This window comes from Nocardia sp. NPDC057455 (assembly GCF_042802775.1).
Taxonomy (GTDB): Bacteria; Actinomycetota; Actinomycetes; order Mycobacteriales; family Mycobacteriaceae; genus Nocardia.
In genome coordinates this window covers 1-25,790 of record NZ_JBHVDM010000098.1, presented here as the reverse complement: position 1 = coordinate 25,790, position 25,790 = coordinate 1, and the positions used below count along the sequence as shown (strand labels likewise).

Genomic DNA, 25,790 nt, shown 5'->3' with positions numbered 1-25,790 from the left:
CGCGAACACCCAGCGCCGCAGGCGCTGGAAAAACCAGCACAGCTCAAGCGATGTTGAACGGCTCGGCCATGCTGCGCACCGAGCCGAGTTGCGCGACGACGCTGTAGGCCCCCGGTGGAACTTGAACCCGCTCGCCCGCGCAGCTGGGCTGGGACGTGGTGCCCGACCAGGTCACCGTGAATGCCGCCTGCTCACCGCGACTCATCGTGCGAACATCGGGCTGGCCGTCCGGATAGCAGTCGGTGCTCGACCACAGGCGCCGCTGACCGTCCAGCGTGTGCACCGAAACTTGTTGCAGGCCGGAGCCCATGTCGCGGGTGCACGGCATCGCCGAGATGTTGGTGATGACGATGCCGAAGACCGGCTGCTCACCGGTCTTGTACGTGGGCTGCTCGACGGTCACTTTGATGGCTAGCGATTGGTCCGGGCACGGGCCCGCCGCGATGCTGGTGGCCGCCGCGGAGGTTTTCGGCGCGCCGGACTCCCCCGACGGCTTGGCCGCCGCGTCCACGGGCTTTGCCGCGACCGAGCTGGACCCGGCGGCCTGGGTACCGCCGGGCGAGTCGCCCCCGCGCGCGACCGCGAGCACGACCCAGATCACCAGCGCCAGGGCGACCACCAGGATTCCGATGGCGAACACGCGTCGACGCCAGTAGATCTCCGGTGGCAGCGGTCCATTCGGTTCCAGCACGTCTCAACGGTAAGGGCACCATCGGGCGCACCGTCTCAGGGGCACGGCGTGTCGGCCGTGCGCACCTGTCGGCGGCGAGTACATTCCGCCGGCACGCTGGGCCGATGGCGGGCGTGTCGTGGTGTCAGGCCACCTCGCCGATGTTGCCGACGACCCGGTGCAGCTGCACTTTGCCCTCGGCCAGCTTGTAGGTCACGCAGGCGATGGCGAGCTCACCGGTCGCCACCCGCTGCGAGATGATCATCGACCGCTGCATGAGCAGGCGACTGGTCTCCACCACGTGCCTGGCCTCCATCTCGTCGACGGTGGACAGGCCTTCGCGCCGCCCGACCAGAATGGACGGCGTGACCCGCTCGACCACGCTGCGGATGAACCCGCCCGGGACCTCGCCGCCGTCCAGCGCGTCGATGGTGGCCTTCACGGCGCCGCAGCTGTCATGCCCGAGCACTACGATGAGCGGGACGTTGAGCACCTGTACCCCGTACTCGATCGAGCCGAGCACCGAGCTGTCGACCACATGACCCGCGGTGCGCACCACGAACATGTCGCCGAGGCCCTGGTCGAAGATGAGTTCGGCGGCGACCCTGGAGTCGCCGCAACCGAACAAGATCGCGTGCGGGTGCTGGCCGCTGACGAGCTTGGCCCGGTCCGCGGCGCCCTGGCTAGGATGCAGCAGTTCACCACTGACGAAGCGCTCGTTGCCTTCGCGCAGGGACTTCCAGGCACTGATCGGGTTGGAATCCGGCATACCGACCATTGTGCAGGACGGTTGCGGTTACCAGCGAGTTCGACCGGTTACAGGTGGGCAAATACCGCCTGGCAGCAGTAGGACGGGGATAGTGAGGGCAGTGCGGAACGGCGCACCGAAGAGCATCGACGCGGACACGTTGCTGGATTGGTACGGGGAGACGGCGCGCGATCTGCCGTGGCGCAGGCCGGGCGTCACGGCGTGGCAGATTCTGATGAGCGAGATCATGTTGCAGCAAACCCCGGTCGTGCGCGTCGAACCGATCTGGCGGGAGTGGGTGGCGCGCTGGCCGGTGCCCTCGGCGATGGCCGCCTCCTCGCAGGCCGAAGTCCTGCGCGCCTGGGGAAAGCTCGGCTATCCGCGCCGCGCGCTGCGGCTGCACGAGTGCGCCAGGGTGCTGGCTGCCGAGCACGGTGACGAGGTGCCCACCGAGGTGGAGGTGCTGCTCGGGCTGCCCGGCATCGGGGCCTACACCGCGCGCGCCGTCGCCTGTTTCGCCTACGGTCAACGAGTTCCGGTGGTGGACACCAATGTCCGCCGGGTGGTCGCCAGGGCGGTGCACGGACGCGCGGAAGCGGGCAACCCTTCGTCGCGGGATCTCCCCGACACCGAGGCGCTGCTGCCGCTCCAGGTCGACCGCGCCGCGGTGTTCTCCGCCGCCTTGATGGAACTCGGTGCGACCGTGTGCACCGCCCGCACCCCCGATTGCACGCGGTGCCCTCTGCCGAGTTGCGCGTGGGTCGCCGCGGGCAGGCCGGTGAGCGACGTGGTCCGCCGCACCCAGAAGTACGAGGGCACCGACCGCCAGGCGCGCGGTCGCCTGCTGGACGTCCTGCGGCATGCCAGCGGGCCGGTGGAACGGATACGCCTGGATCTCGCCTGGACCCGCGACCCTGGCCAGCGCGACCGAGCCCTGGACTCACTGCTGGTGGACGGCCTGATCGAACAGACACCCGAGGGCTTGTTCGCCTTGGCGGGCGAGGGCGGGCACCCCGGCTGACCCGGTACCGTCCCGCCGCAATCCTCAGCTTCCCAGCACCCGCCGCAGGAAGCGCTCGACCTCCACTCGGTAGCGCTGCGGTTGATCGTCGTGCACGAGGTGGCCCGTGCCGGGGACCAAGGCATAGTCGGCGCCCGGATGGGCGGCGGCCATCCGCCGCATCTGCCCCGACGGCGTGATGCTGTGCTCGCCCTCCAGCAGCAGGGCGGGCACCCGCACCGCATGCCAATGCCGCCAGAAGTCGCGCGTTCCCCACTCCTCGGAGATATCGCGGAAGGTGGTGACCGATCCGTGCAGCCGGTATCCCTCCGGCCCGCGCTCGAAGGAGTTCAGGAAGTACCGGCCCGCGACGGGCCCGAAGAACGACAGCACGGCCTCGTCGTCGGGAAACGGCTGCGGCCACGCCTCGATCATCGCCGCCCAGTGCGCGGCGGTGCGGCCGGTGAAGTCCGGCGCGATGTCTTCGATCACCAGCGCCTTGACCCGATCGGGGTGGGTCGCGGCGAACACCCAGCCGTGCAGCGCACCCATCGAATGGCCGATCACCACCATCGGCTCGCCGATCGCGGCGGTGCCCGCGGCCAGGTCCGCGACGAAGGCCTCGGTGGTCAGCTCCTCGGGCGCGGGCCTGCCGTGACCCGCGGCGTCGAAGGTGTAGACATGGCCGTATCCGCGCAGCCAGCCCAGCTGATCGCGCCAAGTGCGCGCGCTGCCCATCAGTCCGTGCAGCAGCAGGATCGGCGCGCCCGCTCCGCCTTCGTCGTGCAACATCGACTCGACAATACGAGGTACCGAGCGTCTGCTCGGCCGCAGCCGCTAGCTTGGACGCATGGCTGTTGTGAAGATCAACGCGATCGAGGTTCCCGAGGGCGCGGGCCCCGAATTGGAGAAGCGGTTCGCCCACCGTGCGCACGCGGTCGAGGGCTCCCCCGGCTTCCTCGGCTTCCAGCTGCTCCGCCCGGTTGCCGGTGAGAAGCGGTATTTCGTTGTCACCCAGTGGGATTCGGAAGAGTCCTTCGCGGCCTGGCGGGACGGCCCCGCGCGTGAGGCGCACGCGGGCGAGCATCGGAAGCCGGTCTCGACGGGTGCGTCCCTGCTCGAGTTCGAGGTCGTGCTCGACGTCGAGGCCAAGCCGGCGAACTGAGCCGGGCGCCTACCGCCGGGCGGGTCCGCCTGCCCGGCGACTCGCCCGACGCCGTGGTACGCCCGTGCCGGACCCGGTTGACGCGGGGGGTGCGCGGGTGTCACAGTTCGAAGGACAAACGCGAGGGTGACGCGGTAATGCCGGTGAGATTCCGGAGCGGTCGCGCCACTGTGTTCCACGCACCGAGTCCGGTGCCGGAAAGCCAGACACCGGCACCGTCGCGCCACCACCCGCCGGGACGCGTATCCCAAGGAGGACTCGAATGGCCATCGCGCATTCACCCAGCCGGGCAACCGATTCCCTGGCCACCGTGCTCGTCACGGTCGGTGTCGTTCTTCTCGCACTGCTCACGCTCTACCTGGTCGGCTTCGACCAGGGTGTCATCTCGCGCGGCGGGATGTATCTGCATGAGTTGATGCACGATGGACGCCACCTGCTGGGGCTCCCGTGCCACTGATCGGTTCGCTCCGAACACTGCTGCTCCGCGGCCTGCTGGCCGGCTTGATCGCCGGGCTGCTGGCCGCGACAGTCGGTTACTTCGTCGGCGAATCGAAGGTGGACGCCGCCATCGCGATCGAGGAAGCGGGGTCCACCGCCGAGCACACCCATGGTGAGCACGCGGAATCACCAGCCGGGCATTCCCACGGTGACGAGGAAGAACCGCTGGTGAGCCGCGGCGGCCAGAAATTCGGGCAGTTCCTCGCGCTCGGGCTGGCCGGGCTCGCGCTCGGCGCCATCTACGCCTCGGTCGCGCATTTCGCGCGGCGCTACACCGCACTGTCCGGACCACGGCTCGCACTCGCGCTCGGCATCGCGGGCTGGGCAGCGATCGTCGCGGTGCCGTTCTTCAAGTACCCCGCGAACCCTCCGGCGGTGGGTGATCCGGACACCATCAACGAGCGAACCCTGCTGTGGCTGGCAGCTGTCGTGCTGGGTCTCGTGGCCGTCGGCGCGGCGGTAGCGGTGTTCACGGCGCTGCGCGCCCAACTTCCCACATTCCGGCTGATCGGCGGCATCGCGGCGTTCGTACTGGTGACGGCGCTCGGCTACATCCTGCTGCCCGGCGTGGACGAGGTGAGCGCGACCTTCCCGGCCACCCTGCTCTGGCAGTTCCGGGTGGCGTCGCTGGCGGAGACCGCGACCCTGTGGGCCTGCCTGGGTCTCGGCTTCGCGGCGCTCACGGAGTTCGCGACGCGCACCGATACTCCGGTACCGGTGGCCGCCGCTACCGCGGGGTGATTCGCGTCCGTAAGTACTGAGGCAGTGTCGGTCCCATGATCGGCACTGCCTTTTCCGTCTGGCCCGCATCGCCGCATGTCCACCCCGCTGGACCGCCGCGCGCCGTCCGCGTCGCGTTCGTCGCTCTGGTGGCCGCTGTGCTCGCGGGAGCCGCCGAGGGGATCGTCCGGGCCGCCCGGGCTTTCCCCGAAACCGACGCGGCGAGTTCGGCCACCGGATTGGGTGTGCGCACGGCGATCTACCTCGTGGTGCTGGCCGTCGCGGTGCGCATGCTCCACGGCGACCGCTGGGCCCGCCTCCTGATCACCGTCGGCATCGGCGGATTCGGCCTGTTGTCGCTGGTCATCGAGCCGCTCGCCGCGGCCATGTCCGCGAACGAACTGCGCGACCTCTTCCGAGATGCCGGACCCGCATCCCTGCTACTGGCCGCTCTGCGCACCGTCCATGTCTCAGCCGTGCTGGTCGCCGTCCCGGCGCTCTATACCCGTCCCGCCCGGCGCTACTTTCGCAAGCGCTGACAGGCACTCGCTTCGCGCCCCGCCTGTGTCGATGCTGCGGGGCACGAAGCGGTGCGGAGCATCAAGCGAGAGCCGCGTCCAGCGTGATGTGGTCGACGCCGGCGAGGGCTTTGCTGACGGGGCAGCCCGCCTTGGCGGCCTCGGCGGCGGCATGGAAGGCGTCGGCGTCGATGCCCGAGACGCGACCGCGAACGGTCAACTTGATCCCGGTGATCCGGAAGCCGCCCGCCGGGTCGGGGCCGAGGGTCACGTCGGCGGTGACGTCCAGGTTCTCCGGGGTGCCACCCGCGTTGCCGATCTGCGCCGACAGTGCCATCGCGTAGCAGGAGGAGTGCGCGGCCGCGATCAATTCTTCCGGGCTGGTGGTGCCGTCGGCGTCCTCGGCGGAACGCTTGGGGAACGACACGTCGTACTTACCGACCCCCGAACTGGCCAGTTCGACCTGTCCCGAACCCTCCTGGAGGGTGCCGGTCCAAGCGGTACGCGCGGTACGTGTGGGCATCACGGTCCTTTCGCCGATGATCGTTTGACGATTCAGCAGGAAACCTACCCCGGCCGTCACGTCCCGGCCCACCGGTTCGCCGATCGCGTCGCACCGCTGGCACCCGCCGGGCGTCTGGGCGGAAACCACCGACCCGCAGGCGATTCCGCACCGTCATTCCGGATTCGTGATCCTTGCCAGCACGATGCCGCCGAGGATCAAGCCGAGCGCCAGGAGTCGGCCCGCGCTGAGCGGGTCCTTGTGAACGACGATGCCGAGGGAGATCGCGCCGAGCGCGCCGATGCCGGTGAAGACCGCGTAGGCGGTGCCGACCGGCAACGTCTGCATCGCGCGCGACAGCAGGTATACGGCCGTGACGCCGAGAACGACGCAGGCCAGGGTCGGAACGAGTCTGGTGAAATTCTCGGTCGGTTTGATGCTCTGCGACCAGGCGATCTCCACCAGTCCGGCGACGGAAAGAACTACCCAGTTCACCTCAGTACTCCCCGGCCAGAGCGCGCGCGGCGGTCGAAGCGCGGGCGTAGGACGCGTCGTGCTCGGCGCGCAGGTGCGCCAGTGCGGGGTCCTGGCGGGAATTGGCTAGTTCCGCATGCACGAAAACGGTGTCGGACACGGCGAAATGGCCCGCGAAGAAGTCCCGCAGGAATCGCTCTTGATAGTCGTAGGCCGCTTTCGGGGCGCCGGGCGAGTAGGCGCCGCCGCGCGCGCTCGTCACGACGAACCTCCGGTGCCCCAGCGACAATCGCGGAAAGGTCACCTGGTCCAGCCATGCTTTGAGGGAGGCCGGGATCGAGTAGTTGTACATCGGCGTGCCGATCAGGATCACGTCCGCCGCGAGCAACTCGGCCAGCAGCGGCTCGATGATAGTCCACGCGGCGGCCTGCTCTGGGGTCTGAACCAAATCACCGAGCCGTTCCGGGTCTGTGCTCGGCAGCGCCAGCACGGCGTCGCACAGCTCGGTCCACGCCGCCCCGATGAACGGCACCGGCTCGGCCGCCAGGTCGCGGTAGTGATAGCCGCCATCCGGATGACGTGCGCGCCAGGCGTCGGCGAAAGCAGCGCTCAGTTCCCGACTGATCGACTGCGGCCGCGCGCTGGCGTCGAGGTGCAACAGCGTCCTCATGATCTGACCTCCGAACTAAGTGGACACATTGTCCGATTTCATCGAAGTTCACCATACGGCCGATTCGGACAGATTGTCCAGTTATCCGGAAATCGGCTACAGTCGCGGCATGGAACCCCGAATCGACCTGCTCTCCGGCACGACGCCGGGCCGGTCGGTAGCGTCGCCGGAACGAGCGGACGCGGCCCGCAACCGAGCCAAAGTGCTCTCCGCCGCCGCGGAGTTGTTCGCCACCCGCGACCCCCGCACGGTGACGATGGACGACATCGCGAAGGCCGCCGGTGTCGGCCGCGGCACCCTGTATCGGCGTTATCCGGACATCAACTCGGTCGCGGTGGCCTTACTGGACGAACACGAGCGAGCGCTGCAAGCTAAACTGCTTTCCGGCCCGCCCCCGCTCGGTCCCGGCGCTCCCGCGGCGCAAAGGCTGGCCGCGTTCTACGCCGCGATGGTCGAATTGCTGGACGCGCACGCGCATCTGGTGCTCGGCGCCGAAATCGGCGGAGCCCGCTTCGCCACCGGCGCTTACGAATTCTGGTACGCACACGTGCGAGCCCTGTTGCTGGCAGCGGGTATTCACGAGCCGGACGCGCTCGTCGACCCGCTCCTCGCACCCTTGGCCGCCGAGGTCTATCGGCAGCAACGCGAGCGCGGCCTGACTTCCGGCCAGATCACCGACGCGCTCCGAATGATCGCCGAAACCGTTCTCGGGCGCGGGTGAGCAGGCCGATCGAGTCCGTGAAAACCGCTGGTGGACAGCGCTCCACCGGCGGTTTCGCCCCAACGTGTCACACCAGATCGCGTCTGCGCATCAGCCAGATCGTGCCGCCTGCGAACAGCAGCGCGTAAGCCACCAGCGCGACCGATGACTCGCTGCGCGACAGCACGTGCAGCACACCGGGCGTCGCGGGCCCGTCGACGGTGCGCATCGCCCCCGCCAGCGATCCGGCCGCGGTGCCGGGCAGATGATCGGTGATCACCTCGATCGGCGCGAAGATGCCGGCGACGCCGCGCAACAGGTTCTCCACCACCAGCACCCAGACCAGGCCGAGCCCCACAGCGAGCGCGGGCCCACGGGCGATCGCGCCGATCAGCGCACCCGCCAGCGTCCACATGCCGAGAATTACCACGCCGGTGAGGATTCCGAGCAGCGACCGGCTCAGATCCGGTGGCGTGAGGGCCTGCGAGCGGGAAGCCGCGATCAGCGCGGCGACGGAGAGGTCGACCACGAACGCCGTGCACACCAGCGCCACCACCACAACCGCGAGACTCACCACCACCGCGGCGACCGCCTGCACACGCGAAGGCCCCTGAGTGAATACGGTCTTCCAGATCCCCCAGCCGTATCCGCTGCCGACGGCCACGGCGCCCAGGATGAGCATCAGCGCGCCGCCGAACATCGCCATGCCTTGGGTGAACACTTCGGGCACCGCGGCGGGCAGCATCTGTTGTAGCAACACCTCGCGCGGCAATCCGTTGGACATCCGGCTCGATTCCCCGGAGGTGTAGGCCAGATAGTTGAACAGGTAGGCGAACGTCAGATTCAGCAGAAGCCACGTGCCGAGCACGATCCAGAACGCCGGCCACTTCCGCAGCCGCAGCATTTCCGCCTTCGTGCTCGCGACCAGGTCGCGGATTGCCATGCCGTTCATCGCGCGGCCTCCCATCGCGTCATCTCGAAGAACACTTCCTCCAGCGACTTCTCCTCCACCCGCAGCTCGAGCAGGTCCGCGCCCGATGCCACTACCGCGCGCGCCACGGCGGGCGCGGTGACGGTGTCCGGCTCGACTCGGATACCGCTCGCGGTCAGCAGCGCCGAACGTTCGCCCACCAGCCGTCGCACCGCGGACAGGGCCACCTCCACCGGGTCGGCCCGCACCACCAGCGACGAACCGCCGCGCAACTGCGCGACCGTCGCTTCGGCGAGCAGCCTGCCCTGCGAGATCACGCCGACCCGGTCGCAAATCGCCTGGACTTCGCTCAGCATGTGGCTCGACAGCAGCACCGTGTGCCCCTCGGCGGCCAAAGCGGTGATCAGCTCCCGTATTTCGGCCATCCCGGCGGGGTCGAGACCATTGGTCGGCTCGTCCAGAACAAGTAGGTCGGGACTGCCGAGCAATGCGGCGCCCACACCGAGGCGCTGTTTCATGCCCAGCGAGTAGGTGCGGTACTTGTCCTCGGCGCGGCCCGCCAGCCCGACTCGTTCGAGTGCGTCCTCGACCTCCGGCAGGCCGAGTCGGCGATACGCGGCGAGCACCCGCAGGTTGTCCCGGCCGGAGAGGTAGGGGTAGAAGCCCGGGCCCTCGATGAGCACGCCGATCCGCCGGACCACCGCGGGATCGCCGGGACGATGCCCCGCGACCGTCGCCGTGCCCTCGCTGGGACGGATCAGACCGGCCAGCATGCGCAGTGTGGTGGTCTTGCCCGCGCCGTTCGGGCCGAGGAAGCCGTAGATCTCGCCGGACGCGACGCTCATGCTCACATCGTCGACAGCGATGTGCTCCCCGTAGCGTTTGGTCAACCCTCGGGTGACCACGATCGAATCTGTCATGCACCGAGAATCCGCCGCCGCCCCTGGTGCGGGCATCCGTCGCCGGGCGATGTTCGGCATACGTAATCAGGACGATGGGTCATCGCCCACGGCCCACCGCTCAGAGCCCACCGTCCCCAGCCCCCGGCTCACCGCTCACGGCTCACGGCTCACGGCTCACGGCTCACGGCTCACGGCTCACGGCTCACGGCTCACGGCTCACGGCTCAGGGCTCATCGCCCACGGCTCACGCAATACAGCCGTATCGGATCAGGTGCCAGATCAGCGCAGGCGGTGGGCGCGGCGGGCTTTCCTCTCGGACCGCACTCCCCACGAAAAGCCGAATCGGTGCAATTCTCGCGAAATACGTTGCCAGGCGGACGTCGAATCTCGACCGAGCCGCATAGGCTACGTGGGTGCGGGTGGCAGGGATTACGGATCGGAGCTCGGTCGGCTTGGACTGGGGAGTCGCGCTCGTCGTGGCCGCGGTTCAGGTTGTCGGAGGCACCTTCGCGAATATGCGGCAGACCGGGGTGCACTCTCTCGACGTGCTCGGCTACCTGCTGCTGCTGGCCGGGCCCGTGGCGCTGATCCGGCGACGCGCGCAGCCGCTGCCCGTGCTGATCGTCGTTCTCGCCGTGTGTCTCGCCTATTTTCTGCGGGGCTACGGGTACGGCCCGATCTTCGTCTCGCTGGTCATCGCCTTCTTGACCGCCGCGAGCAGCGGATCACGATGGTGGACTTATCCACTCGTCCCGCTCGGGTATCTGGCGCTGGTCTGGCCGCTGCCCGCGCAGCTGGGCCACCCCGCCAACGTGTGGCAGGTTTTCGCGCTGATGGCGTGGCTGACCGTACTGCTGCTGGTGGCCGAAGGAATCCGGCAGCGCAAGGCCGTGCTCGTCGCCCGCAGGCAGCGCGCCGAGTCGGCGCGCCGGGACGAGGAGGCGCAGCGCGAGCGGCGCGCCAGCGAGGAGCGCCTCGCCATCGCGCGTGAGCTGCACGACGTGCTGGCGCACAGTCTGTCGATGATCAATGTGCAATCCTCGGTGGCGCTGGAACTGCTCGACAAACGCCCGGAGCAGGCGGAGACGGCGCTCACGACGATCAAGAACGCCAGTCGCGACGCACTCGCCGAAGTACACGCGCTCCTGCACACGATCCGCTCCGGCACCGCGACGCCCGACGACCAACCGGCCACGGCCGACGCGAACACGGAGGAGTCCGGTCGCCGCCGTGCCCGCCGCACCGCGCGCAAAGACCGGAATTCGGCTGTGGCCGAGCAGGCTTCGCGTCGCGACGACGACCTCGAACAGGATTCGGCGGCAGAGGTCGAGCCGCCTCCCGCTCCGCGTACCCCCGCGCCGAGCATCAGCGACTTGGACGATCTGCTGCTGCGTCCGCGCACCACCGGCCTCACGGTCGGCACACGGGTGCTCGGCACCCCGCAGCAGCTGCCCAGCGTCATCGACCTGGCGGCGGTGCGGATCATCCAGGAGTCACTGACCAACGTGCTGCGGCACGCACCCGGTGCCGACGCCACGGTGACCGTGCGCTACGCCCCGGACTCGGTCGACATCACCGTCGACAACACCCGCCCCACCGGTGCCCCTTCGCGTTCCGGCACCGGCGGCGGCAACGGCATCATCGGCATGCGCGAGCGCACCCACGCCCTCGGCGGCGCCCTCACCGCGGGTCCGCGCCCCAGCGGCGGTTTCCGGGTCGCGGCCCGGCTGCCCACGCGCGCGCCCGAACCCGGAGCGGAGGCCGGCTCGACGGCACCGGCCACCCCGGCCCAGAGCAAGACGGCTTCAGCAGCGCCGGAACAGGACCCGGCTATCGGGGGCACGTCGCCGCGCAGCGCCACGACAGCGAGAAGACCATCGCGGACCGGCATGGCCTCGGACGCGACCGAGCAGGATCCTCGTACAGCGAGCAAGTCCACACCCGGCACCACGACAGCGAGCGGACCGGCGCGCAGCAGCACGGCATCAGGCGCGCCGGAAAAGGACACTGCGACAACGTCGACACATAGCGCTTCGACAAGAAGACCGGTGCAGGGCAGCACGACATCAGGCACGCCGGAACAGCACACCGCGACAGCGAGCACGTCGACGCGCAGCGCCTCGACCGGGAGAGGACCGGTGCTGGACGAAACGGCAGCGGGTACGCCGGAGCAGAGTGCGGCGGGGTCCGGCACGTCGCCGACGAGTACCGAGGTGGCGGAATCAACGGCGACGAGCACCGCCCGCTCGAGCGAGACCGAGTCGCCCGCGACGCCGAGCCGCCCCGCCGACGCGGCCGAGCGACCGAGCACCTCGGCCGGTCGCGCGCAGCGCTGAGAGGACTACGCGCGGCCCCACGGCAGAGGAGACCCGATGCACGACCACCACGATCCCGCCCCGTCCGGCAGTGTCCGGGTGCTGGTGGCCGACGACCAGGCGCTGGTGCGCGGCGGTTTCGTCGCGTTGCTGGATGCCCAGGACGGCATCGACGTGGTGGGCGAGGCGGACAACGGCGAGCAGGCCGTGCGCATGACCCGCGGCCTGCGGCCCGACGTGGTCCTGATGGACATCCGCATGCCGATTCTGGACGGCTTGGCCGCCACCCGCATGATCGCCGAGGATCCCCGGCTGGCCGACGTGCGCGTAGTCGTGCTGACCACCTTCGAGCTGGACGAATACGTCTTCGAGGCAATGCGCTCCGGCGCGACCGGTTTCCTGGTCAAGCACACCGAGCCGGCCGATCTGGTTCGTGCGGTCCGTGTGGTCGCCGCGGGTGACGCGCTGCTCTCCCCCGGTGTGACCCGCAGGCTGATCGCGGAATTCTCCGCACGTGCGAAGACACCGCCCGCCGCCACCCTCGCCGAGCTCACCGACCGCGAACGCGAAGTGATGACCCTGGTCGCCGAGGGTCTCACCAATGCCGAAATCGGTGAACGCCTCTACATGAGCCCCGCGACCGCCCGCACCCATGTCAGCCGCATCCTCACCAAACTGCACGCCAGGGATCGCACCCAGCTGGTGGTCATGGCCTATGAATGTGGGCTCGTCCGCCCCGGCTGGCAGTGAGTCGCCCTCGGTCGCCATGCCGGCCGGCGGGACGGCGCCGTAGCAGTAGCAGTAGCGAATAATTCTCGATCGGCCTTCTAGCCACGACGGCCTGGTGAGACACCATCCGACCGCTCGATATCAACGGACGGCAATTTTTCAGCGAACCACATTTTTCCGATCGAATGACATTCAGCAAATAATTAGTTAATTAATAACGGACACCGTCGGCCGCTCTGTGCGTACGTAACCGAGCGTATTCCGACTGACGACGCACGGCCGATGCCCCGATAGGCCCTTCGGCGCAGTCTTTTCGGCATGAATATTTTCACTCGACCCGAGGCCGTGGGTTTCCTGGCCGACCACTACGACGGCGGGTGGCACCCCTGGCCGTTCTTTTGGATCTTTTCCGTGCTGTTCTCGCTGACCGTCGTGGCGGTGCTGGTGTTCGCGCGGCGGCAGCGGCGAACCTTCACAGACGGGAGATCCCACCCATGAGCATGACCTTCGGAATCGTTCTCACCCCGCGTTCGGGAGCCGCCTGGGCGCGCGAAGCAGCCGCCGTCGAACGGCAGGGTTACCGGACCCTTCTGCTTCCCGACACCCGGTTCACTCCCTCGCCGTTCCCGGTCCTCGCCGCGGCGGCTGCCGTCACCACGTCCATTCGACTGCGTCCGAACGTCCTGGCCGCACCGCTGCGCACCCCCGCCGCCACGGCGCGGGAGCCGCAGGGCCCGGCGCCACGGAGGCGGAACTGGCCGAGTTGGTCCACGCCCAGTTCAGTGACGAGAGTTCCTGTCCCGGCGCCACCGCCGGGATACGAAGAAGCCCGTGCCCACCGCTACGGTAGGCACGGGCTTCTTAGGTTACGACTTACTCGCCCGAGGCAGCCTCGGTGGAGCCTTCCGTCGCGCCGGTCAGCACGACTTCCGGCTTCTCTTCGGTCTGCGCCTTGGTCAGCTTCGCCTTACCGGAGAAGGTGAACTTGGCGTCCTCGCCGGAGCCCTCGCCGTCCCAGCCCTCGACGTCGACCGAGATGGTCTGGCCGGGGCCGATCTCGCCGAAGAGGATCTTCTCCGACAGCTGGTCCTCGATCTCGCGCTGGATGGTGCGGCGCAGCGGCCGGGCACCGAGCACGGGATCGAAGCCACGCTTGGCCAGCAGGTTCTTGGCGTTCTCGGTGAGCTCGATCGCCATGTCCTTGTTCTTCAGCTGCTTGGCGACGCGGTTGATCATCAGATCCACCATCTGGACGATCTGGTCGGTGGTGAGCTGGTGGAAGACGATCACGTCGTCGATGCGGTTGAGGAACTCCGGCCGGAAGTGCTTCTTCAGCTCGTCGTTGACCTTGAGCTTCATCCGCTCGTAGTTCGAGCCCTCGGCATTGCTCTGTGTGAAGCCCAGGCCGACGGCCTTCGAGATGTCCGAGGTACCGAGGTTCGAGGTGAAGATCAGCACCGTGTTCTTGAAGTCCACGGTCCGGCCCTGGCCGTCGGTGAGACGGCCGTCCTCCAAGACCTGCAACAGGGTGTTGTAGATCTCTTGGTGGGCCTTCTCGATCTCGTCGAACAGCACGACCGAGAACGGCTTGCGGCGCACCTTCTCGGTGAGCTGGCCGCCCTCCTCGTAGCCGACGTAGCCCGGAGGGGCACCGAACAGCCGCGAGGCGGTGAAGCGGTCGTGGAACTCGCCCATGTCGATCTGGATGAGCGCGTCGTCGTCGCCGAACAGGAAGTTCGCCAGCGCCTTGGACAGCTCGGTCTTACCGACACCGGACGGCCCGGCGAAGATGAACGAACCGGACGGACGCTTCGGGTCCTTCAGGCCGGCACGGGTGCGGCGGATGGCCTTGGAGACCGCCTTGACCGCGTCCTCCTGGCCGATGATCCGCTTGTGCAGCTCGTCTTCCATGCGGAGCAGACGGGTCGTCTCCTCCTCGGTGAGCTTGAACACCGGGATACCGGTCCAGTTCGCCAGCACCTCGGCGATCTGCTCGTCGTCGACCTCGGCCACGACATCCAGATCACCCGAGCGCCACTGCTTCTCCCGCTCGGCCCGCTTGGCGACGAGCTGCTTCTCCTTGTCGCGCAGCCGCGCGGCCTTCTCGAAGTCCTGCGCATCGATCGCGGACTCCTTCTCCCGGCGCGCCTCGGCGATCTTGTCGTCGAATTCGCGCAGGTCCGGCGGAGCGGTCATGCGACGGATGCGCATCCGCGCGCCCGCCTCGTCGATCAGGTCGATCGCCTTGTCCGGCAGGAACCGGTCGTTGATGTAGCGGTCGGCCAGGGTCGCGGCGGCCACCAGCGCACCGTCGGTGATGGAGACGCGGTGGTGCGCCTCGTAGCGGTCGCGCAGACCCTTGAGGATGTTGATGGTGTGCTCCACCGTCGGCTCGCCCACCTGCACCGGCTGGAACCGGCGCTCCAAGGCGGCGTCCTTCTCGATGTACTTGCGGTACTCGTCGAGGGTGGTCGCGCCGATGGTCTGCAGCTCGCCGCGGGCCAGCTTGGGCTTCAGGATCGAGGCCGCGTCGATGGCGCCCTCGGCGGCGCCCGCACCGACCAGCGTGTGCAGCTCGTCGATGAACAGGATGATGTCGCCGCGGGTGTTGATCTCCTTGAGCACCTTCTTCAGGCGCTCTTCGAAGTCACCGCGGTAGCGGCTGCCCGCGACCAGGGAACCCAGGTCGAGGGTGTAGAGCTGCTTGTCCTTCAGCGTCTCGGGGACCTCGCCGTTGACGATGGCCTGCGCGAGCCCCTCGACGACGGCGGTCTTGCCGACGCCGGGCTCGCCGATCAGCACCGGGTTGTTCTTGGTGCGGCGGCTGAGCACCTGCATGACGCGCTCGATCTCCTTCGAGCGGCCGATGACCGGGTCGAGCTTGCCTTCGAGCGCGGCCTGGGTCAGGTTGCGACCGAACTGGTCGAGCACCAGCGAGGTGGACGGGGTGCCCGCCTCGCCGCGCGAACCGGACTCGACCGGTTCCTTGCCCTGGTACCCGGACAGCAACTGGATGACCTGCTGGCGCACACGGTTGAGATCGGCGCCCAGCTTCACCAGCACCTGGGCCGCCACGCCCTCGCCCTCACGGATGAGGCCGAGCAGGATGTGCTCGGTGCCGATGTAGTTGTGGCCGAGCTGCAGCGCTTCCCGGAGGCTCAGCTCCAGCACCTTCTTGGCGCGCGGGGTGAAGGGGATGTGACCGGACGGGGCCTGCTGGCCCTGGCCGATGATCTCCTCCACCTGGCTGCGCACGCCTTCCAGCGAAATGCCGAGCGACTCCAGCGACTTGGCCGCGACGCCCTCACCCTCGTGAATCAGCCCCAGCAGGATGTGCTCGGTACCGATGTAGTTGTGGTTGAGCATCCGGGCCTCTTCCTGGGCCAGGACAACGACACGCCTCGCGCGGTCGGTGAACCTCTCGAACATCGCTCCCTCACTCTCCTGCTCCGACATTCTGGCAACAGACGCCGCAGTGTGCTGTGTACAACAACCGTGGGCGTCAGCCTGCCATGAAGCCCGGGGGTTGCGGCCCCCGCCTCCACTCTAGTTGGCGGGGGATGCCACCGCCGCCGGTCCACCCTATTGCCGACCGGCGACAGCACGGTCATTCACTCATAACGTGAGCGCCGCGGGATTCGTTTCCGGCCGGGTTTTGCCCTCAGCGAACAAACCGTCCGCCGACCGGATCTCCGCCGCACACTCCGCCGCACACGTCCGACCTCGGCTGCCTACCCCGTGTACGGATCGACGAAACCGCAGGGCACCGGGCGTTGATGCGCGGGATCGAGCGCGTTGAGCACGTACGTCGCGGCCCTTTGGCTGCCCGCTATGCCCGTATGACCAGAGTAGTCCGTCGTGCACCCGTCCTGAACCACGATATTCGTCACCCGGGGCCCGGTCACCAACCCGGAGGTGTACGGAACCACCAGCTCGTCCAGCACGGTCGCGATATTGGTGTAGGCCACATCGGGGTGGTAGACACCGTCCGCGTTGAGCGTGCGCACGAACTCCGACCCCTGCAGCACCTGGCGGCAGGCGTTGCACGGCGATCCGGCCACGGCGTCGAACACCGGCCCGAGGCCGAGGCGCGTGCCGAACGCGTTCAGGTCCGCCATGCCGTAGGCGTTCGAGCCGAGCCAGGGCGGAGCCAGTCCGACCATCTTGTCCACTTTGCCCGCGCCCGCGAGCCGTTTGACGAAGTAGTTGCCGATGAAATTGCCCTGGGAGTGGCCGATGAGATCGACCTCGGCCGCGCCGGTCGCGGCGCGAACCCGGTCCACGAAAGCCGCGAGCTGGGCCGCACTCTGCTCGATCGGAAGCATGCCCCCGATGGCCGACGCGGGCCAGGGCAGGTCGTAGGCGCCGAAGGTGGAGGAGTACACGCAGTAGCCCTCGTTGGCCAGCAGCGGCGCGTACACGCCCCAATTCGTCTGTGCGCCACCTCCCGTTCCGTGCACGAGCACTACGGGGTTGGGATGCGCGGAGCCGGGCCGGCACGACCAGTCGTTGGTGCCGGGCAGCGAACCGCCCGGGTTGGCCAGTTCGGCGGGGATGCCCGCGAAGAAGTTGTAGGAGACCGGATATCGCTCCTGGGCCTGTGCCGCGCCCGCGGTGGCACACACGGCTGCGAGCAGAACGATGAACAACGAAAAGCCTGGGACACGCCGCACGATAGCCTCCCGGTCCGGTCTCGTCTTCCGGGGAAGCTACCGCACGAAGTGGCCCAGACGGAGCAGATTCCGGCGGGTCGTTGCGGAAACTAGCTCTGACCGAAGGCGGGCGCGGCGTACTGACCCGAGGCCGCCCGACCCGGCGTCGCCGCGGCGGCGGAGGCCTTACCCTGCTGGATGCCCGCCACGAACAGGGCACCGCACAGCGCCAGGAAGGCCAGCGTGTGGAAGACGCCGCGCGCGATGTTCCACCGAACCCAGGCCGCTTCGAAGTCCGCGCGCACCGCGGCGAGATCGGTGATCGAACCGGGGTCGCCCGCGGCGGCCAGCTGGTCGTTGAGCGGGACGTTCAACCCGGAGGTCACCCCGAAGGCGATCACGTTGAGCACCAGCGCGAGCACGATCCAGATCAGCGTGCTCCGGTGCTCCCGCCCCAGGTGCAGCGCCGCCGCAAGGACGGTGAACCCCACCGTGCCGAGGAACGCGATCATGAACCAAGGATTGATGATCACCACGTTGATCTTCTGCATCACGTCGATCATGGCGCGATCGTCGGTGCGGGCCAGCGCGGGCATCACCGAATTGGCGTAGGCGTAGAACAGGCCCGCGATCAGGCCCGTCGCCAGCGTGGCGAGCACCAATGCGGCCAGACGTGTGGCGGTCATGAATTCCTCCTGCTCGGAAACCGGCCGGAGTGGCTCCGGCTGTGTCTCCGAGTCAACCCGTTGCCGCCATGGCTCTCCATGGCCGAGAAGCTCGATGACTCGAGCGAGCGTCTACGGTGAAGGTCTCACAGGTCCCGATCGGAAATGAGCCCACTCTGCATGGCCAGTCCCGCCAATCGCACCCGTTTCTGGTTCTGCGGCAGATCCTCCACCCCGAACTTCGCGAACAGGGCGCGCAGATGGGTCTTGATCGCGTCGACGCTGAGGAACAGTTCCTCGGCGATCTGCTGATTCGAGGCGGGAGTGGCGAAACCGGCGCCGTGCTTGTACGGGCGGCACAGTGCGACCAGGACCGAGCGTTGTGTCTCGGTGAGCGACCGCGCGGTGGGTATCGAGCCGGTGGAGGTACGGGTGATGTCGTCGGACACGCCGCCGAAGTCGTGAAACGACACCCGCGAGGTGCCGACCCGGATGACGTCGCCCGCCATCAGCCTGCGGCGGCCGACCAGCCGGTCGCCGTTGACGAAGGTGCCGTTGCGGGAGAGTCCGTCGTCCACGATGGTCCAGTGCGCACCCAGGTACTCGACCGCCGCGTGCAGCCGGGAGACCTCAGCGTCCCAGCTCAGAGCGAGATCGGCATGCGGGGAGCGGCCGATCGTGACGCGTCCGCGATCGGGCGTGAGCGTGAACTCCTGCTGCCGACCGGTGTCATCGGTGAACCGCAAGAATGATCCGACGAATCCTGTCACTGCGCCGATACCTCACCTCTCCATACCGCCAGTGACCGTCGCACGCTTCCATGGTGCCGCGTCCCGGTACCGCGAGCAAGATCGATTCACCTGCCGGGACGGGCCACCGTGTGATCCGGTCTCGCTGCCATATCGAAGCCCTATCACAAACAAGACCGCCGCCCCGACGTCGCACGATTCGCCGGGACGGCGGCCGAAAAAGAACTAACCCTTCGCGGCCTTGTTGTACGCGTCGGTGATGTCGGCGGAGATGCGGCCCCGTGCGGACACCTTGTGTCCATTCCGACGCGCCCACTCCCGAATTGCGGCGCTTTGTTCCCGATCGATGGAGACCCGGCTCTTCGGAGTGCCCGCGGCGGCCGCGGCAGCCTTGACCCGGCGCCGGCCACTCACCCGGCGCGCATTCGAAACCCACTCCTCCAAACCGTCGCGCAGCTTCGCCGCATTTGCCGACGACAGGTCGATCTCGTACGACACACCGTCGATCGCAAACTCGATGGTCTCGTCTGCGATGGACTCACCGTCGACATCGTCGATCAGGCTAACGGTGACCTTCTTTGCCATGAGATGAACGTCCTCTCGAAATCGTGCGACCCGCATACTAGGCCGATTACCCGAGGCAAGAATACCCCGAATTCCGGAAATTCCAAGACGGAGTCGCTGCTTTGCAATCCAGTGGTCACCTGGTGACCGGACGCACAATTGGGAACAGTATCGTTTCTCGGATTCCCAATCCCGTGAGCGCCATCAACAACCGATCGATTCCCATACCCGTTCCGGTCGTCGGCGGCATGCCGTGCTCCATCGCCGCGAGGAAGTCCTCGTCCAGCACCATCGCCTCGTCGTCACCCTGCGCGGCGAGCCGGGCCTGATCGACGAACCGCTCGCGCTGGATCACCGGGTCAACCAACTCCGAATAGCCCGTGGCCAACTCGAAGCCGCGCACATAGAGATCCCACTTCTCCGTGACACCTGCCGTAGTGCGATGCTGCCTGGTCAACGGGGATGTCTCCACCGGGAAGTCGCGCACGAAAGTCGGCGCGTACAGCTTGTCGCCATACTGGTGTTCCCAGAGTTCCTCGACGAGTTTCCCGTGGCCGTAGCCCTTGCCCTCCGGAATTTCCAGACCGACCCGATCCGCGAGTGCGCGCAATTCGGCCACCGACGTTTCCGGAGTGACCTGCACACCCAGCGCATCCGACAGCGAAGGGTACATCTCGACGGTGGCCCACTCGCCACGGAGATCGTATTCGGTGCCGTCGGCCAGGGTCACCACCTGGGTACCGAACGCCTCCTGCGCCACTTCCTGCACCAATTCCCGGGTCATCACCGCCGAGTCGTCATAGGTGCCGTATGCCTGGTATGTCTCCAGCATCGCGAACTCGGGGGAATGCGTCGAGTCCGCGCCCTCGTTCCGGAAGTTCCGGTTGACCTCGAAGACCCGCTCCAAGCCGCCGACCACGCAGCGCTTCAGGAACAGTTCGGGCGCGATGCGCAGGTAGAGGTCCATATCGAGGGCATTGGAACGGGTGACGAACGGCCGGGCCGCGGCGCCGCCGTGCAGCGTCTGCAGCATCGGCGTCTCCACTTCGAGGAAGCCTCTGCGCTCGAGCGCGTTGCGCAGCGCGCGCACCACGGCGATACGGGTACGAGCCATTTCCCTGGCCTCGGGACGCACGATCAAGTCGACATAACGCTGCCGGACCCGCGATTCCTCGTTCATCTCCTTGTGCGCCACCGGCAGCGGCCGCAGGGCCTTCGCAGCCATGAACCAGGAATCGGCCATGACGCTCAGTTCCCCGGTTCGGGAGGAGATGACCTCACCGTGCACGAAAACGAAGTCTCCGAGGTCGACATCGGTCTTCCAGGCGGAGAGGGCGTCCGCGCCGACCCCGTTCAGGCTGATCATCGCCTGCAGCTTGGTACCGTCACCCTCCTGCAGTGTCGCGAAACACAACTTGCCCGTATTACGCAGAAATATGACGCGCCCCGCGAGGCCCACCTCTTGCCCGGTGGCCGTGTCCGCGGCGAGGTCCGGATATGCGGCCCGAATTTCCGCCAGGGTATGGGTACGCGGCACGACGACGGGATAGGCCTCGCCACCGGCCGCTAGCAACCGCTCCCGCTTCTCCCGGCGAATCCGTATCTGCTCCGGGGCATCGTCGGCGGCCGGCGACACGGCAGGCCGCGAATCCGTTGTCGATGCGCTGGAAGATGCAGAGTTCGGGGTGCTCACATCGAACAACCCTAGCGTGCACCGGAAATCGTTTTGCGGGCCGCCCGGACTCCGGCCCGGAGTAACGAAACGGTATCGATGCGACGCCCCGCCCGGGATGTCCGCGCCGACGTCGTACAGACGCGAAATAGCCGGTGCGCATCATGCGGTGAGCGAAAACACCTGAGCGCCCGGCTATTTCGAGATGGAAGTGTCGGCGGTAATTACAGCGAGGCGAGCGCCTCGGCCTCGCGCGCGAAGTGCGGGGCCCCGACGGCGACGTGCAACAGCCCGGCCGCCTTCAACGCCTGGTAGCCGCCCACCAGATCGGTCGCCCGGTGCAGCCCGAGTTGCTGCAGCGCGGCGGCGGCCAGGCTGGAGGTATATCCCTCGGAGCAGACGACGATCCATTCCACGTCGTGATCGGCGGCCAGCGCCAGGCGGGCGGAACTGGTGGGGTCGAGCCGCCATTCCAGGACATTCCGCTCGATCACCAGTGCGCCGGGCAAGGTGCCCTCACGTCCGCGTTGCGCCTGGGGCCGGATATCCACCAGAATGGCGCCGCGCTCGATGGCTTCCGGCAATTCGAAGGCGTAGATCCGGTCGAGTCGGTCCCGTGCGTTCTCGAGCATCTGATCGATGGTCAAACGGGTCATCACATATCACCTTCGGGCTGGTCGGTGAGGACGGTTCGAGTGCGCCGCAGGGTGCCGTGGCCGGTCACCTCGTAATACGACATGGCGGTGAGCGGCGGGGAATAGGCGTGCACGCTCAGCGTGGGATCGAGCGGGCCCGCGGATTCGACGGCGCCGGGCACGGCGGCCGGCGCGCGCATGACGTCGTGCACCCAGCCGATCGGGAACGAGGCCTGGTCACCCGCCGCGAGCGTGCGGCCACGCAGTTCCGTTCCGTTCCAACGATATTCGGAGAGCGCACCGCTGAGCACGGTGAGCGCGCCGAGCGACCCGGCGTGGTCGTGCAACTCGGTCGACTTGCCAGGCGTCCAGCTGATCAGCCAGACGTCGACCTCGTCGTCGGAAAGCAGCCTGGTCGCCCAGCGCTCATTTTCCGGCCAATTCCCACCGGCGGGAAATAAATGGTCGTATCGCCCGGCCAGTACGTCTTCGGCGCCCTCGTCGGTCAGTCGCAGCAGATCGGCCGGGCGCAGCCGGGTGGGCAGGGCGGGCGCCACCGAGCGTTCCACCGGCGGAGTGGCCGACAGCGCGGTACGCGCGGAGGAAAGGGAAAGGACAGAGGAACGCATGAGCGAATCTCCAGGAGGATGAGAACGGTCGAGGGCGGGAACTCAGCCTCGATCGGTCGAGGCACGTCAGCCTCGACAACACTCCTGGGTGCTCGCGTAGAAAGTCACGAGAGCGAGTTTAACAGCACACGGCGCGGTGTCGACAAGTGCCCGGCCTGCGACAAATCCGACACCGCGCATATCAGACACTTCCCTTGCGCCGCTGGTTGCGTTCGTATACGAGTCGCAGGCCGGTCAGCGTGAGGTGCGGATCGTGGTCATCGATCGTTTCGGATTCCGGGACGATCAGCGGAGCGGTGGCTCCGGTGGCCACCACCGCGACATCGTCACCCGCGAAGGCGTCGAACTCGTCGCGAATCCGATCGATCAGGCCGTCCACCAGTCCGGCGAAACCGAAAACCGCGCCGGACTGCATGCATTCCATGCTGTTCTTCCCCAGCACCGAACGTGGCCTGGCCAACTCCGCCCGCCGCAGCGCACTACGTTCCACCAGGGCTTCGGTCGAGATCTCCACCCCGGGCGCGATGATCCCGCCGAGGAACTCGCCCTTCTTCGACACCAGGTCCACACAGATCGCGGTACCGAAATCGACGACGATCGCGGGCGCGGAATAGCGCTGGTAGGCGGCCAGACAATTGACGATGCGGTCCGCGCCGACTTCTTTCGGGTTGTCCACCAACAGCGGAATCCCCGTACGCACACCGGGTTCCACCAGCACATGCGGAACGTGTCCCCAATATTGGCCGAGCATGCCGCGCAGTTCACGCAGCACGGGCGGCACCGTGGAAAGCGCGGCGACGCCGATCACCTCGTCCAGTTGCGCGCCGACCAACCCGCGCACCTGCATGGCGAATTCGTCGGCGGTCAGCAACGGATTGGTGTGCATTCGCCAGTGCCGCACCAGTTTCGAATGCTCCCCCGACCCGGAGAACAGGCCGAGTTCGATACTCGTGTTGCGGACATCGATGGTCAGCAGCATGTCCTGGTCGCCGCTCCTCAGACGAACGACAGCGAGCGCGGCGAGGTCAGGCCCGAGCCCTCCGGCGCGTGCGCCGGGTCGGAGCCGAGCTCGACCGGGCGGTTGCGCTCGTCGACGAATACCACCTTGGGGTCGTATTCGGCGAGCTCCTGCTCGTTCAGCTGGCCGTAGGCGATCAGGATGACGAGGTCGCCCGGGTGCACCAGGTGAGCCGCGGCGCCGTTGATCCCGATGACCCCGGAACCTCGCTCACCGGCGATGACGTAGGTCTCCAGGCGAGCACCGTTGTCGATGTCCACGATGCAGACCTGCTCGCCTTCCAGCAGGTCGGCGGCATCGAGCAGGTCTTGGTCCACGGTGACCGAGCCGACATAGTGCAAGTCGGCGTGCGTCACGGTGGCACGGTGGATCTTCGACTTCATCATGGTGCGCAGCATTGCGTCGAACCTTTCTAGTTCGCGGGAGGAAGGACGGCGGGGTCGGACACCGCCGCGACAGGCTGGGAGGAGTCCACGGCGGGCTGCGACCCGGTGACGGTGGGGTGGCCGTCGATCGGAGCGCCGAGGGTGATGGCGATGTTGTCGATGAGCCTGGTCGGGCCGACCCTGGCCGCGATCAGCAGCCTCGCGTTGCCGGTGGCCGGGGCAGGGCCCAGGGTGGACGAGCGCAGCTCCAGGTAGTCCACGTCCACGCCGGTCGCGGCGTCGAGCACCTGGCGGGCGGCCGTGCGAACCGCGTCGCCGCCGAGCCCACCCGCGTGCTTGCCCGCCGACAGCGCGGCCGACAGGGCAAGCGCCGCCTCGCGCTGCACCGGGTCGAGATAGCGGTTGCGCGAGGAAAGGGCCAAGCCGTCGGGCTCGCGAACGGTGACCACCGGAGTGATCTGGACGTCGAAATTCAGATCGCGGACCATCTGCCGGATCAGGGTGAGCTGCTGGTAATCCTTTTCGCCGAAGAACGCCTCGGTCGGCCGCGCGATCTGCAGCAGTTTGGCGACCACGGTGAGCATGCCCGCGAAATGTGTCGGCCGGCTCGCGCCCTCCAACTCGGCGCCGAGTGGACCGGGGTGCACCGTGGTGCGCGGACCGTCCGGATACATGTCGGACACGCTCGGCGCGAACACCAGCTCGACGCCCTCCGCGCGCAACAGCTCGACGTCGGCGTCCAGCGTGCGGGGGTATTTGTCCAAGTCTTCGTTCGCCCCGAACTGCAGGGGATTGACGAAGATCGACACGATGACGACCTGATTGGTCCGCTTGGCCAGCCGCACGATCTCCAAGTGGCCCTCGTGCAGCGCGCCCATGGTCGGCACCAGCGCGACGGTGCGGCCGACGCCGCGCAGGGCGGCGGACACCGCACCGAGCACCGCGGGATCGTGGTGCACGGTGAGCACGCCGGGCCGGTAGGCACCGCGCAATTTCGGGTCGAACATCAGCGTCCTTCCAGCAGCTCGATGACGGCGGGGGCGGTGCCTGCCCGCTCAGCGGTGCGCAGCGACAGCGCGCGATACGCCTCGGCCAGCCGGGAATCGACCGATGTCAACGCCGCCAAGTGCGCGGCCACCGCGTCGGCGTCGCCGCGGGCGACCGGACCGGTCAGCGCGGACTGGCCGCGGCGCAACGCGTTGTCCAGCGCCGCCGAGGCAAGCGGGGCGAGCAGACGCTCGGCCAGGCCGTTGGGCTGCTCGTCGACCAGTTGCTGACCCATCAGGCCGGGACCGGCCAGAGCGGCACGCAATGCGGCCACCGCGTCGACGATCACCGTCACCAGATGATTGCTGCCGTGCGCGAGCGCGGCGTGGTACAGCGGCCGGTGCTGCTCCGGTACGCGAACCGGCTCGCCGCCCATTTCGATCACCAGCGACTGCGCGATGGCGTAGCCGACCTCGTCGGCCGCGGTGATACCGAAGCACGCGTTGCCCAGCCGGGGCACGTCCTCGTCGTGGCCGGTGAAGGTCATCGCCGGGTGGATCGCCAGCGGAAGAGCGCCGAGCTCGGCCAGGGGGGCGAGCACACCGACGCCGTTCGCGCCGGAGGTGTGCGCCACGATGGTGCCGGGCCGGACGACTCCGGTGCCGGCCAGGCCACGGACCAGGCCGGGGAGCTCGGTATCGGGCACGGCGAGCAGCAGCAGCTCACTGCGGGCGGCCACCTGCTCGATCGGCAGGATCTCCGAATCGGGCAGCCGGGTCCTGGCGCGGCGCACCGAGACGTCGGAGATCGCGCAGACGCCGAACACGACGTGTCCGGCCCGCTCCAGCGCGGCGCCCAATGCCGAGCCCACGCGTCCCGCCGAGACGATTCCCACCGTCAGGCGTGCGGGCGCGGGGTCGTAGCCCGAAGCAGCGTTGTTGTCGGAATTCACGCTTCTCGAGGTCAACGTTGTCCTCTCGATGTCGTTCCAGTCCCGCTATGCGGGTACCGGACGGTACGCCAAGAGAATATCGGCAGGCGGTCGGCCGCCGCCACGGGGTGTCCGCGTGATCTAGGCCGCAGTGCGGGGACACGGGGCGGCCGCGGTCACCGGCGTTCGCGCTCCTCGGACTGCAGGTTGGCCATGATCTCCGCCACCGAGAGACGGCGCTGCGGCGTCTCGTCGTCGCTCTCGGCGCGCCGTCGCCTGCGCGCGCTCGGCGTGCCCATGGCGGGGGCGGAGGCCGGCCGCGCGGGCCGTTCCTCGGTCGGCTGCGGGCGCGTAGCGGGG

The 25,790-nt window shown here is 68.1% G+C and carries 30 protein-coding genes, 1 pseudogene and 1 riboswitch; of the genes and pseudogenes, 10 read left to right on the top strand and 21 right to left on the bottom strand.

Features of this window, described 5'->3' with window-relative positions:
- Positions 1-43: 43 nt before the first annotated feature.
- Positions 44-691, bottom strand: coding sequence for a hypothetical protein (locus tag ACFU5M_RS28825; RefSeq protein ID WP_379054037.1), 648 nt, complete (start codon positions 689-691; stop codon positions 44-46).
- Between the two features lie 124 nt (positions 692-815).
- Positions 816-1,439 carry a carbonic anhydrase gene (locus ACFU5M_RS28820; RefSeq protein ID WP_379054036.1) on the bottom strand — a complete coding sequence of 208 codons (624 nt, stop codon included), beginning with the start codon at positions 1,437-1,439 and terminating at the stop codon, positions 816-818.
- A gap of 91 nt (positions 1,440-1,530) precedes the next feature.
- Between ACFU5M_RS28820 and ACFU5M_RS28815 the strand changes: the two genes are divergently transcribed.
- Positions 1,531-2,439, top strand: a complete 909-nt coding sequence (locus ACFU5M_RS28815; RefSeq protein ID WP_379054035.1) for an A/G-specific adenine glycosylase — start codon at positions 1,531-1,533, stop codon at positions 2,437-2,439.
- 24 nt (positions 2,440-2,463) lie between these two features.
- Here ACFU5M_RS28815 and ACFU5M_RS28810 read toward each other — a convergent pair whose 3' ends face one another.
- The gene (locus tag ACFU5M_RS28810; RefSeq protein ID WP_379054034.1) at positions 2,464-3,210 is read right to left on the bottom strand and encodes an alpha/beta fold hydrolase; all 747 of its coding nucleotides are present in this window, start codon (positions 3,208-3,210) and stop codon (positions 2,464-2,466) included.
- 58 nt (positions 3,211-3,268) lie between these two features.
- Between ACFU5M_RS28810 and mhuD the strand changes: the two genes are divergently transcribed.
- From mhuD to ACFU5M_RS28790, 4 genes are all read left to right on the top strand, one after another.
- Entirely contained in the window at positions 3,269-3,583 is a 315-nt protein-coding gene (mhuD, locus tag ACFU5M_RS28805; protein ID WP_379054033.1) for a mycobilin-forming heme oxygenase MhuD, read from the top strand.
- Between the two features lie 80 nt (positions 3,584-3,663).
- Positions 3,664-3,816: riboswitch (cobalamin riboswitch) on the top strand.
- A gap of 29 nt (positions 3,817-3,845) precedes the next feature.
- The gene (locus ACFU5M_RS28800; RefSeq protein WP_379054032.1) at positions 3,846-4,040 is read left to right on the top strand and encodes a CbtB-domain containing protein; all 195 of its coding nucleotides are present in this window, start codon (positions 3,846-3,848) and stop codon (positions 4,038-4,040) included.
- Complete coding sequence (locus tag ACFU5M_RS28795) at positions 4,031-4,822, top strand: CbtA family protein (protein ID WP_379054031.1); 792 nt, start codon at positions 4,031-4,033, stop codon at positions 4,820-4,822. The genes ACFU5M_RS28800 and ACFU5M_RS28795 overlap by 10 nt, the downstream gene beginning before the upstream one ends.
- A 35-nt stretch (positions 4,823-4,857) precedes the next feature.
- Positions 4,858-5,340, top strand: coding sequence for a hypothetical protein (locus ACFU5M_RS28790; RefSeq protein WP_379054030.1), 483 nt, complete (start codon positions 4,858-4,860; stop codon positions 5,338-5,340).
- A gap of 61 nt (positions 5,341-5,401) precedes the next feature.
- On the opposite strand, the gene ACFU5M_RS28785 is transcribed toward ACFU5M_RS28790, so the two are convergent.
- From ACFU5M_RS28785 to ACFU5M_RS28775, 3 genes are all read right to left on the bottom strand, one after another.
- Positions 5,402-5,842, bottom strand: a complete 441-nt coding sequence (locus tag ACFU5M_RS28785; RefSeq protein ID WP_379054029.1) for an OsmC family peroxiredoxin — start codon at positions 5,840-5,842, stop codon at positions 5,402-5,404.
- A gap of 153 nt (positions 5,843-5,995) precedes the next feature.
- Entirely contained in the window at positions 5,996-6,316 is a 321-nt protein-coding gene (locus ACFU5M_RS28780; RefSeq protein ID WP_379054028.1) for a DMT family transporter, read from the bottom strand.
- A gap of 1 nt (position 6,317) precedes the next feature.
- The gene (locus tag ACFU5M_RS28775; RefSeq protein WP_379054027.1) at positions 6,318-6,965 is read right to left on the bottom strand and encodes an FMN-dependent NADH-azoreductase; all 648 of its coding nucleotides are present in this window, start codon (positions 6,963-6,965) and stop codon (positions 6,318-6,320) included.
- Positions 6,966-7,074: 109 nt separating this feature from the next.
- Here ACFU5M_RS28775 and ACFU5M_RS28770 point away from each other — a divergent pair, with 109 nt between their 5' ends.
- Complete coding sequence (locus ACFU5M_RS28770) at positions 7,075-7,686, top strand: TetR/AcrR family transcriptional regulator (protein ID WP_379054026.1); 612 nt, start codon at positions 7,075-7,077, stop codon at positions 7,684-7,686.
- Positions 7,687-7,753: 67 nt separating this feature from the next.
- Here ACFU5M_RS28770 and ACFU5M_RS28765 read toward each other — a convergent pair whose 3' ends face one another.
- The gene (locus ACFU5M_RS28765) at positions 7,754-8,617 is read right to left on the bottom strand and encodes an ABC transporter permease (RefSeq protein ID WP_379054025.1); all 864 of its coding nucleotides are present in this window, start codon (positions 8,615-8,617) and stop codon (positions 7,754-7,756) included.
- A complete protein-coding gene (locus tag ACFU5M_RS28760; RefSeq protein ID WP_379054024.1) occupies positions 8,614-9,516 on the bottom strand; it encodes an ABC transporter ATP-binding protein in 903 nt (300 codons plus the stop codon). Before ACFU5M_RS28760 ends, ACFU5M_RS28765 begins: the two co-directional genes overlap by 4 nt.
- 497 nt (positions 9,517-10,013) lie before the next feature.
- Here ACFU5M_RS28760 and ACFU5M_RS28755 point away from each other — a divergent pair, with 497 nt between their 5' ends.
- The 4 genes from ACFU5M_RS28755 to ACFU5M_RS28740 all read left to right on the top strand — a co-directional run bounded on the left by ACFU5M_RS28755 (position 10,014) and on the right by ACFU5M_RS28740 (position 13,525).
- Complete coding sequence (locus ACFU5M_RS28755; RefSeq protein ID WP_379054023.1) at positions 10,014-11,834, top strand: histidine kinase; 1,821 nt, start codon at positions 10,014-10,016, stop codon at positions 11,832-11,834.
- A 36-nt stretch (positions 11,835-11,870) separates the two neighbouring features.
- The gene (locus ACFU5M_RS28750; protein ID WP_379054022.1) at positions 11,871-12,563 is read left to right on the top strand and encodes a response regulator; all 693 of its coding nucleotides are present in this window, start codon (positions 11,871-11,873) and stop codon (positions 12,561-12,563) included.
- Positions 12,564-12,860: 297 nt separating this feature from the next.
- A complete protein-coding gene (locus ACFU5M_RS28745) occupies positions 12,861-13,040 on the top strand; it encodes a hypothetical protein (RefSeq protein WP_379054021.1) in 180 nt (59 codons plus the stop codon).
- Positions 13,037-13,525, top strand: coding sequence for an LLM class flavin-dependent oxidoreductase (locus ACFU5M_RS28740; protein WP_379054020.1), 489 nt, complete (start codon positions 13,037-13,039; stop codon positions 13,523-13,525). The genes ACFU5M_RS28745 and ACFU5M_RS28740 overlap by 4 nt, the downstream gene beginning before the upstream one ends.
- Here ACFU5M_RS28740 and ACFU5M_RS28735 read toward each other — a convergent pair.
- The 13 genes and pseudogenes from ACFU5M_RS28735 to ACFU5M_RS28675 form a co-directional block, all read right to left on the bottom strand.
- Complete coding sequence (locus ACFU5M_RS28735) at positions 13,416-15,971, bottom strand: ATP-dependent Clp protease ATP-binding subunit (protein ID WP_379054019.1); 2,556 nt, start codon at positions 15,969-15,971, stop codon at positions 13,416-13,418. The genes ACFU5M_RS28740 and ACFU5M_RS28735 overlap by 110 nt on opposite strands.
- Before the next feature lie 302 nt (positions 15,972-16,273).
- Entirely contained in the window at positions 16,274-17,215 is a 942-nt protein-coding gene (locus ACFU5M_RS28730) for an esterase/lipase family protein (RefSeq protein WP_379054018.1), read from the bottom strand.
- An 89-nt stretch (positions 17,216-17,304) separates the two neighbouring features.
- Positions 17,305-17,880 carry a DUF1772 domain-containing protein gene (locus ACFU5M_RS28725; RefSeq protein WP_379054017.1) on the bottom strand — a complete coding sequence of 192 codons (576 nt, stop codon included), beginning with the start codon at positions 17,878-17,880 and terminating at the stop codon, positions 17,305-17,307.
- A gap of 125 nt (positions 17,881-18,005) precedes the next feature.
- Positions 18,006-18,629 carry an FHA domain-containing protein gene (locus ACFU5M_RS28720; RefSeq protein WP_379054016.1) on the bottom strand — a complete coding sequence of 208 codons (624 nt, stop codon included), beginning with the start codon at positions 18,627-18,629 and terminating at the stop codon, positions 18,006-18,008.
- Between the two features lie 204 nt (positions 18,630-18,833).
- Entirely contained in the window at positions 18,834-19,193 is a 360-nt protein-coding gene (locus ACFU5M_RS28715; protein WP_040864538.1) for an Lsr2 family protein, read from the bottom strand.
- Between the two features lie 115 nt (positions 19,194-19,308).
- Positions 19,309-20,808: a lysine--tRNA ligase gene (lysS, locus tag ACFU5M_RS28710; protein ID WP_379054015.1), complete on the bottom strand. Its 1,500-nt coding sequence runs from the start codon at positions 20,806-20,808 to the stop codon at positions 19,309-19,311.
- 260 nt (positions 20,809-21,068) lie between these two features.
- On the bottom strand, positions 21,069-21,491 hold the full coding sequence (locus ACFU5M_RS28705; protein WP_379054038.1) for a rhodanese-like domain-containing protein: 423 nt from the start codon (positions 21,489-21,491) through the stop codon (positions 21,069-21,071).
- An 8-nt stretch (positions 21,492-21,499) separates the two neighbouring features.
- The gene (locus tag ACFU5M_RS28700) at positions 21,500-22,108 is read right to left on the bottom strand and encodes a cysteine dioxygenase (RefSeq protein ID WP_379054014.1); all 609 of its coding nucleotides are present in this window, start codon (positions 22,106-22,108) and stop codon (positions 21,500-21,502) included.
- A 181-nt stretch (positions 22,109-22,289) separates the two neighbouring features.
- Complete coding sequence (locus ACFU5M_RS28695; protein WP_379054013.1) at positions 22,290-23,087, bottom strand: type III pantothenate kinase; 798 nt, start codon at positions 23,085-23,087, stop codon at positions 22,290-22,292.
- Positions 23,088-23,104: 17 nt separating this feature from the next.
- Positions 23,105-23,524 carry an aspartate 1-decarboxylase gene (panD, locus tag ACFU5M_RS28690; RefSeq protein WP_063022203.1) on the bottom strand — a complete coding sequence of 140 codons (420 nt, stop codon included), beginning with the start codon at positions 23,522-23,524 and terminating at the stop codon, positions 23,105-23,107.
- A 14-nt stretch (positions 23,525-23,538) separates the two neighbouring features.
- Positions 23,539-24,519: a pantoate--beta-alanine ligase gene (gene panC / locus ACFU5M_RS28685; protein ID WP_379054012.1), complete on the bottom strand. Its 981-nt coding sequence runs from the start codon at positions 24,517-24,519 to the stop codon at positions 23,539-23,541.
- Positions 24,519-25,451 (bottom strand): Rossmann-like and DUF2520 domain-containing protein, encoded by a 933-nt coding sequence (locus tag ACFU5M_RS28680; RefSeq protein ID WP_379054011.1) that lies wholly within the window; start codon positions 25,449-25,451, stop codon positions 24,519-24,521. The genes panC and ACFU5M_RS28680 overlap by 1 nt, the downstream gene beginning before the upstream one ends.
- A gap of 155 nt (positions 25,452-25,606) precedes the next feature.
- Positions 25,607-25,790, bottom strand: a pseudogene (locus ACFU5M_RS28675) (hypothetical protein); the annotation flags it as partial.

What these genes read in the sequence shown, in the direction of transcription:
- ACFU5M_RS28700 (WP_379054014.1), bottom strand. Translation starts at nt 22,108, where the DNA reads ATGCGTTCCTCTGTCCTTTCCCTTTCCTCCGCGCGTACCGCGCTGTCG.
- ACFU5M_RS28715 (WP_040864538.1), bottom strand. Translation starts at nt 19,193, where the DNA reads ATGGCAAAGAAGGTCACCGTTAGCCTGATCGACGATGTCGACGGTGAG.
- ACFU5M_RS28820 (WP_379054036.1), bottom strand. Translation starts at nt 1,439, where the DNA reads ATGCCGGATTCCAACCCGATCAGTGCCTGGAAGTCCCTGCGCGAAGGC.
- ACFU5M_RS28760 (WP_379054024.1), bottom strand. Translation starts at nt 9,516, where the DNA reads ATGACAGATTCGATCGTGGTCACCCGAGGGTTGACCAAACGCTACGGG.
- mhuD (WP_379054033.1), top strand. Translation starts at nt 3,269, where the DNA reads ATGGCTGTTGTGAAGATCAACGCGATCGAGGTTCCCGAGGGCGCGGGC.
- ACFU5M_RS28775 (WP_379054027.1), bottom strand. Translation starts at nt 6,965, where the DNA reads ATGAGGACGCTGTTGCACCTCGACGCCAGCGCGCGGCCGCAGTCGATC.
- ACFU5M_RS28785 (WP_379054029.1), bottom strand. Translation starts at nt 5,842, where the DNA reads ATGCCCACACGTACCGCGCGTACCGCTTGGACCGGCACCCTCCAGGAG.
- ACFU5M_RS28745 (WP_379054021.1), top strand. Translation starts at nt 12,861, where the DNA reads ATGAATATTTTCACTCGACCCGAGGCCGTGGGTTTCCTGGCCGACCAC.
- ACFU5M_RS28740 (WP_379054020.1), top strand. Translation starts at nt 13,037, where the DNA reads ATGAGCATGACCTTCGGAATCGTTCTCACCCCGCGTTCGGGAGCCGCC.
- ACFU5M_RS28790 (WP_379054030.1), top strand. Translation starts at nt 4,858, where the DNA reads ATGATCGGCACTGCCTTTTCCGTCTGGCCCGCATCGCCGCATGTCCAC.
- panC (WP_379054012.1), bottom strand. Translation starts at nt 24,519, where the DNA reads ATGTTCGACCCGAAATTGCGCGGTGCCTACCGGCCCGGCGTGCTCACC.
- panD (WP_063022203.1), bottom strand. Translation starts at nt 23,524, where the DNA reads ATGCTGCGCACCATGATGAAGTCGAAGATCCACCGTGCCACCGTGACG.
- ACFU5M_RS28735 (WP_379054019.1), bottom strand. Translation starts at nt 15,971, where the DNA reads ATGTTCGAGAGGTTCACCGACCGCGCGAGGCGTGTCGTTGTCCTGGCC.
- ACFU5M_RS28755 (WP_379054023.1), top strand. Translation starts at nt 10,014, where the DNA reads ATGCGGCAGACCGGGGTGCACTCTCTCGACGTGCTCGGCTACCTGCTG.
- ACFU5M_RS28725 (WP_379054017.1), bottom strand. Translation starts at nt 17,880, where the DNA reads ATGACCGCCACACGTCTGGCCGCATTGGTGCTCGCCACGCTGGCGACG.
- ACFU5M_RS28800 (WP_379054032.1), top strand. Translation starts at nt 3,846, where the DNA reads ATGGCCATCGCGCATTCACCCAGCCGGGCAACCGATTCCCTGGCCACC.
- ACFU5M_RS28770 (WP_379054026.1), top strand. Translation starts at nt 7,075, where the DNA reads ATGGAACCCCGAATCGACCTGCTCTCCGGCACGACGCCGGGCCGGTCG.
- ACFU5M_RS28765 (WP_379054025.1), bottom strand. Translation starts at nt 8,617, where the DNA reads ATGAACGGCATGGCAATCCGCGACCTGGTCGCGAGCACGAAGGCGGAA.
- ACFU5M_RS28810 (WP_379054034.1), bottom strand. Translation starts at nt 3,210, where the DNA reads ATGTTGCACGACGAAGGCGGAGCGGGCGCGCCGATCCTGCTGCTGCAC.
- ACFU5M_RS28750 (WP_379054022.1), top strand. Translation starts at nt 11,871, where the DNA reads ATGCACGACCACCACGATCCCGCCCCGTCCGGCAGTGTCCGGGTGCTG.
- ACFU5M_RS28695 (WP_379054013.1), bottom strand. Translation starts at nt 23,087, where the DNA reads ATGCTGCTGACCATCGATGTCCGCAACACGAGTATCGAACTCGGCCTG.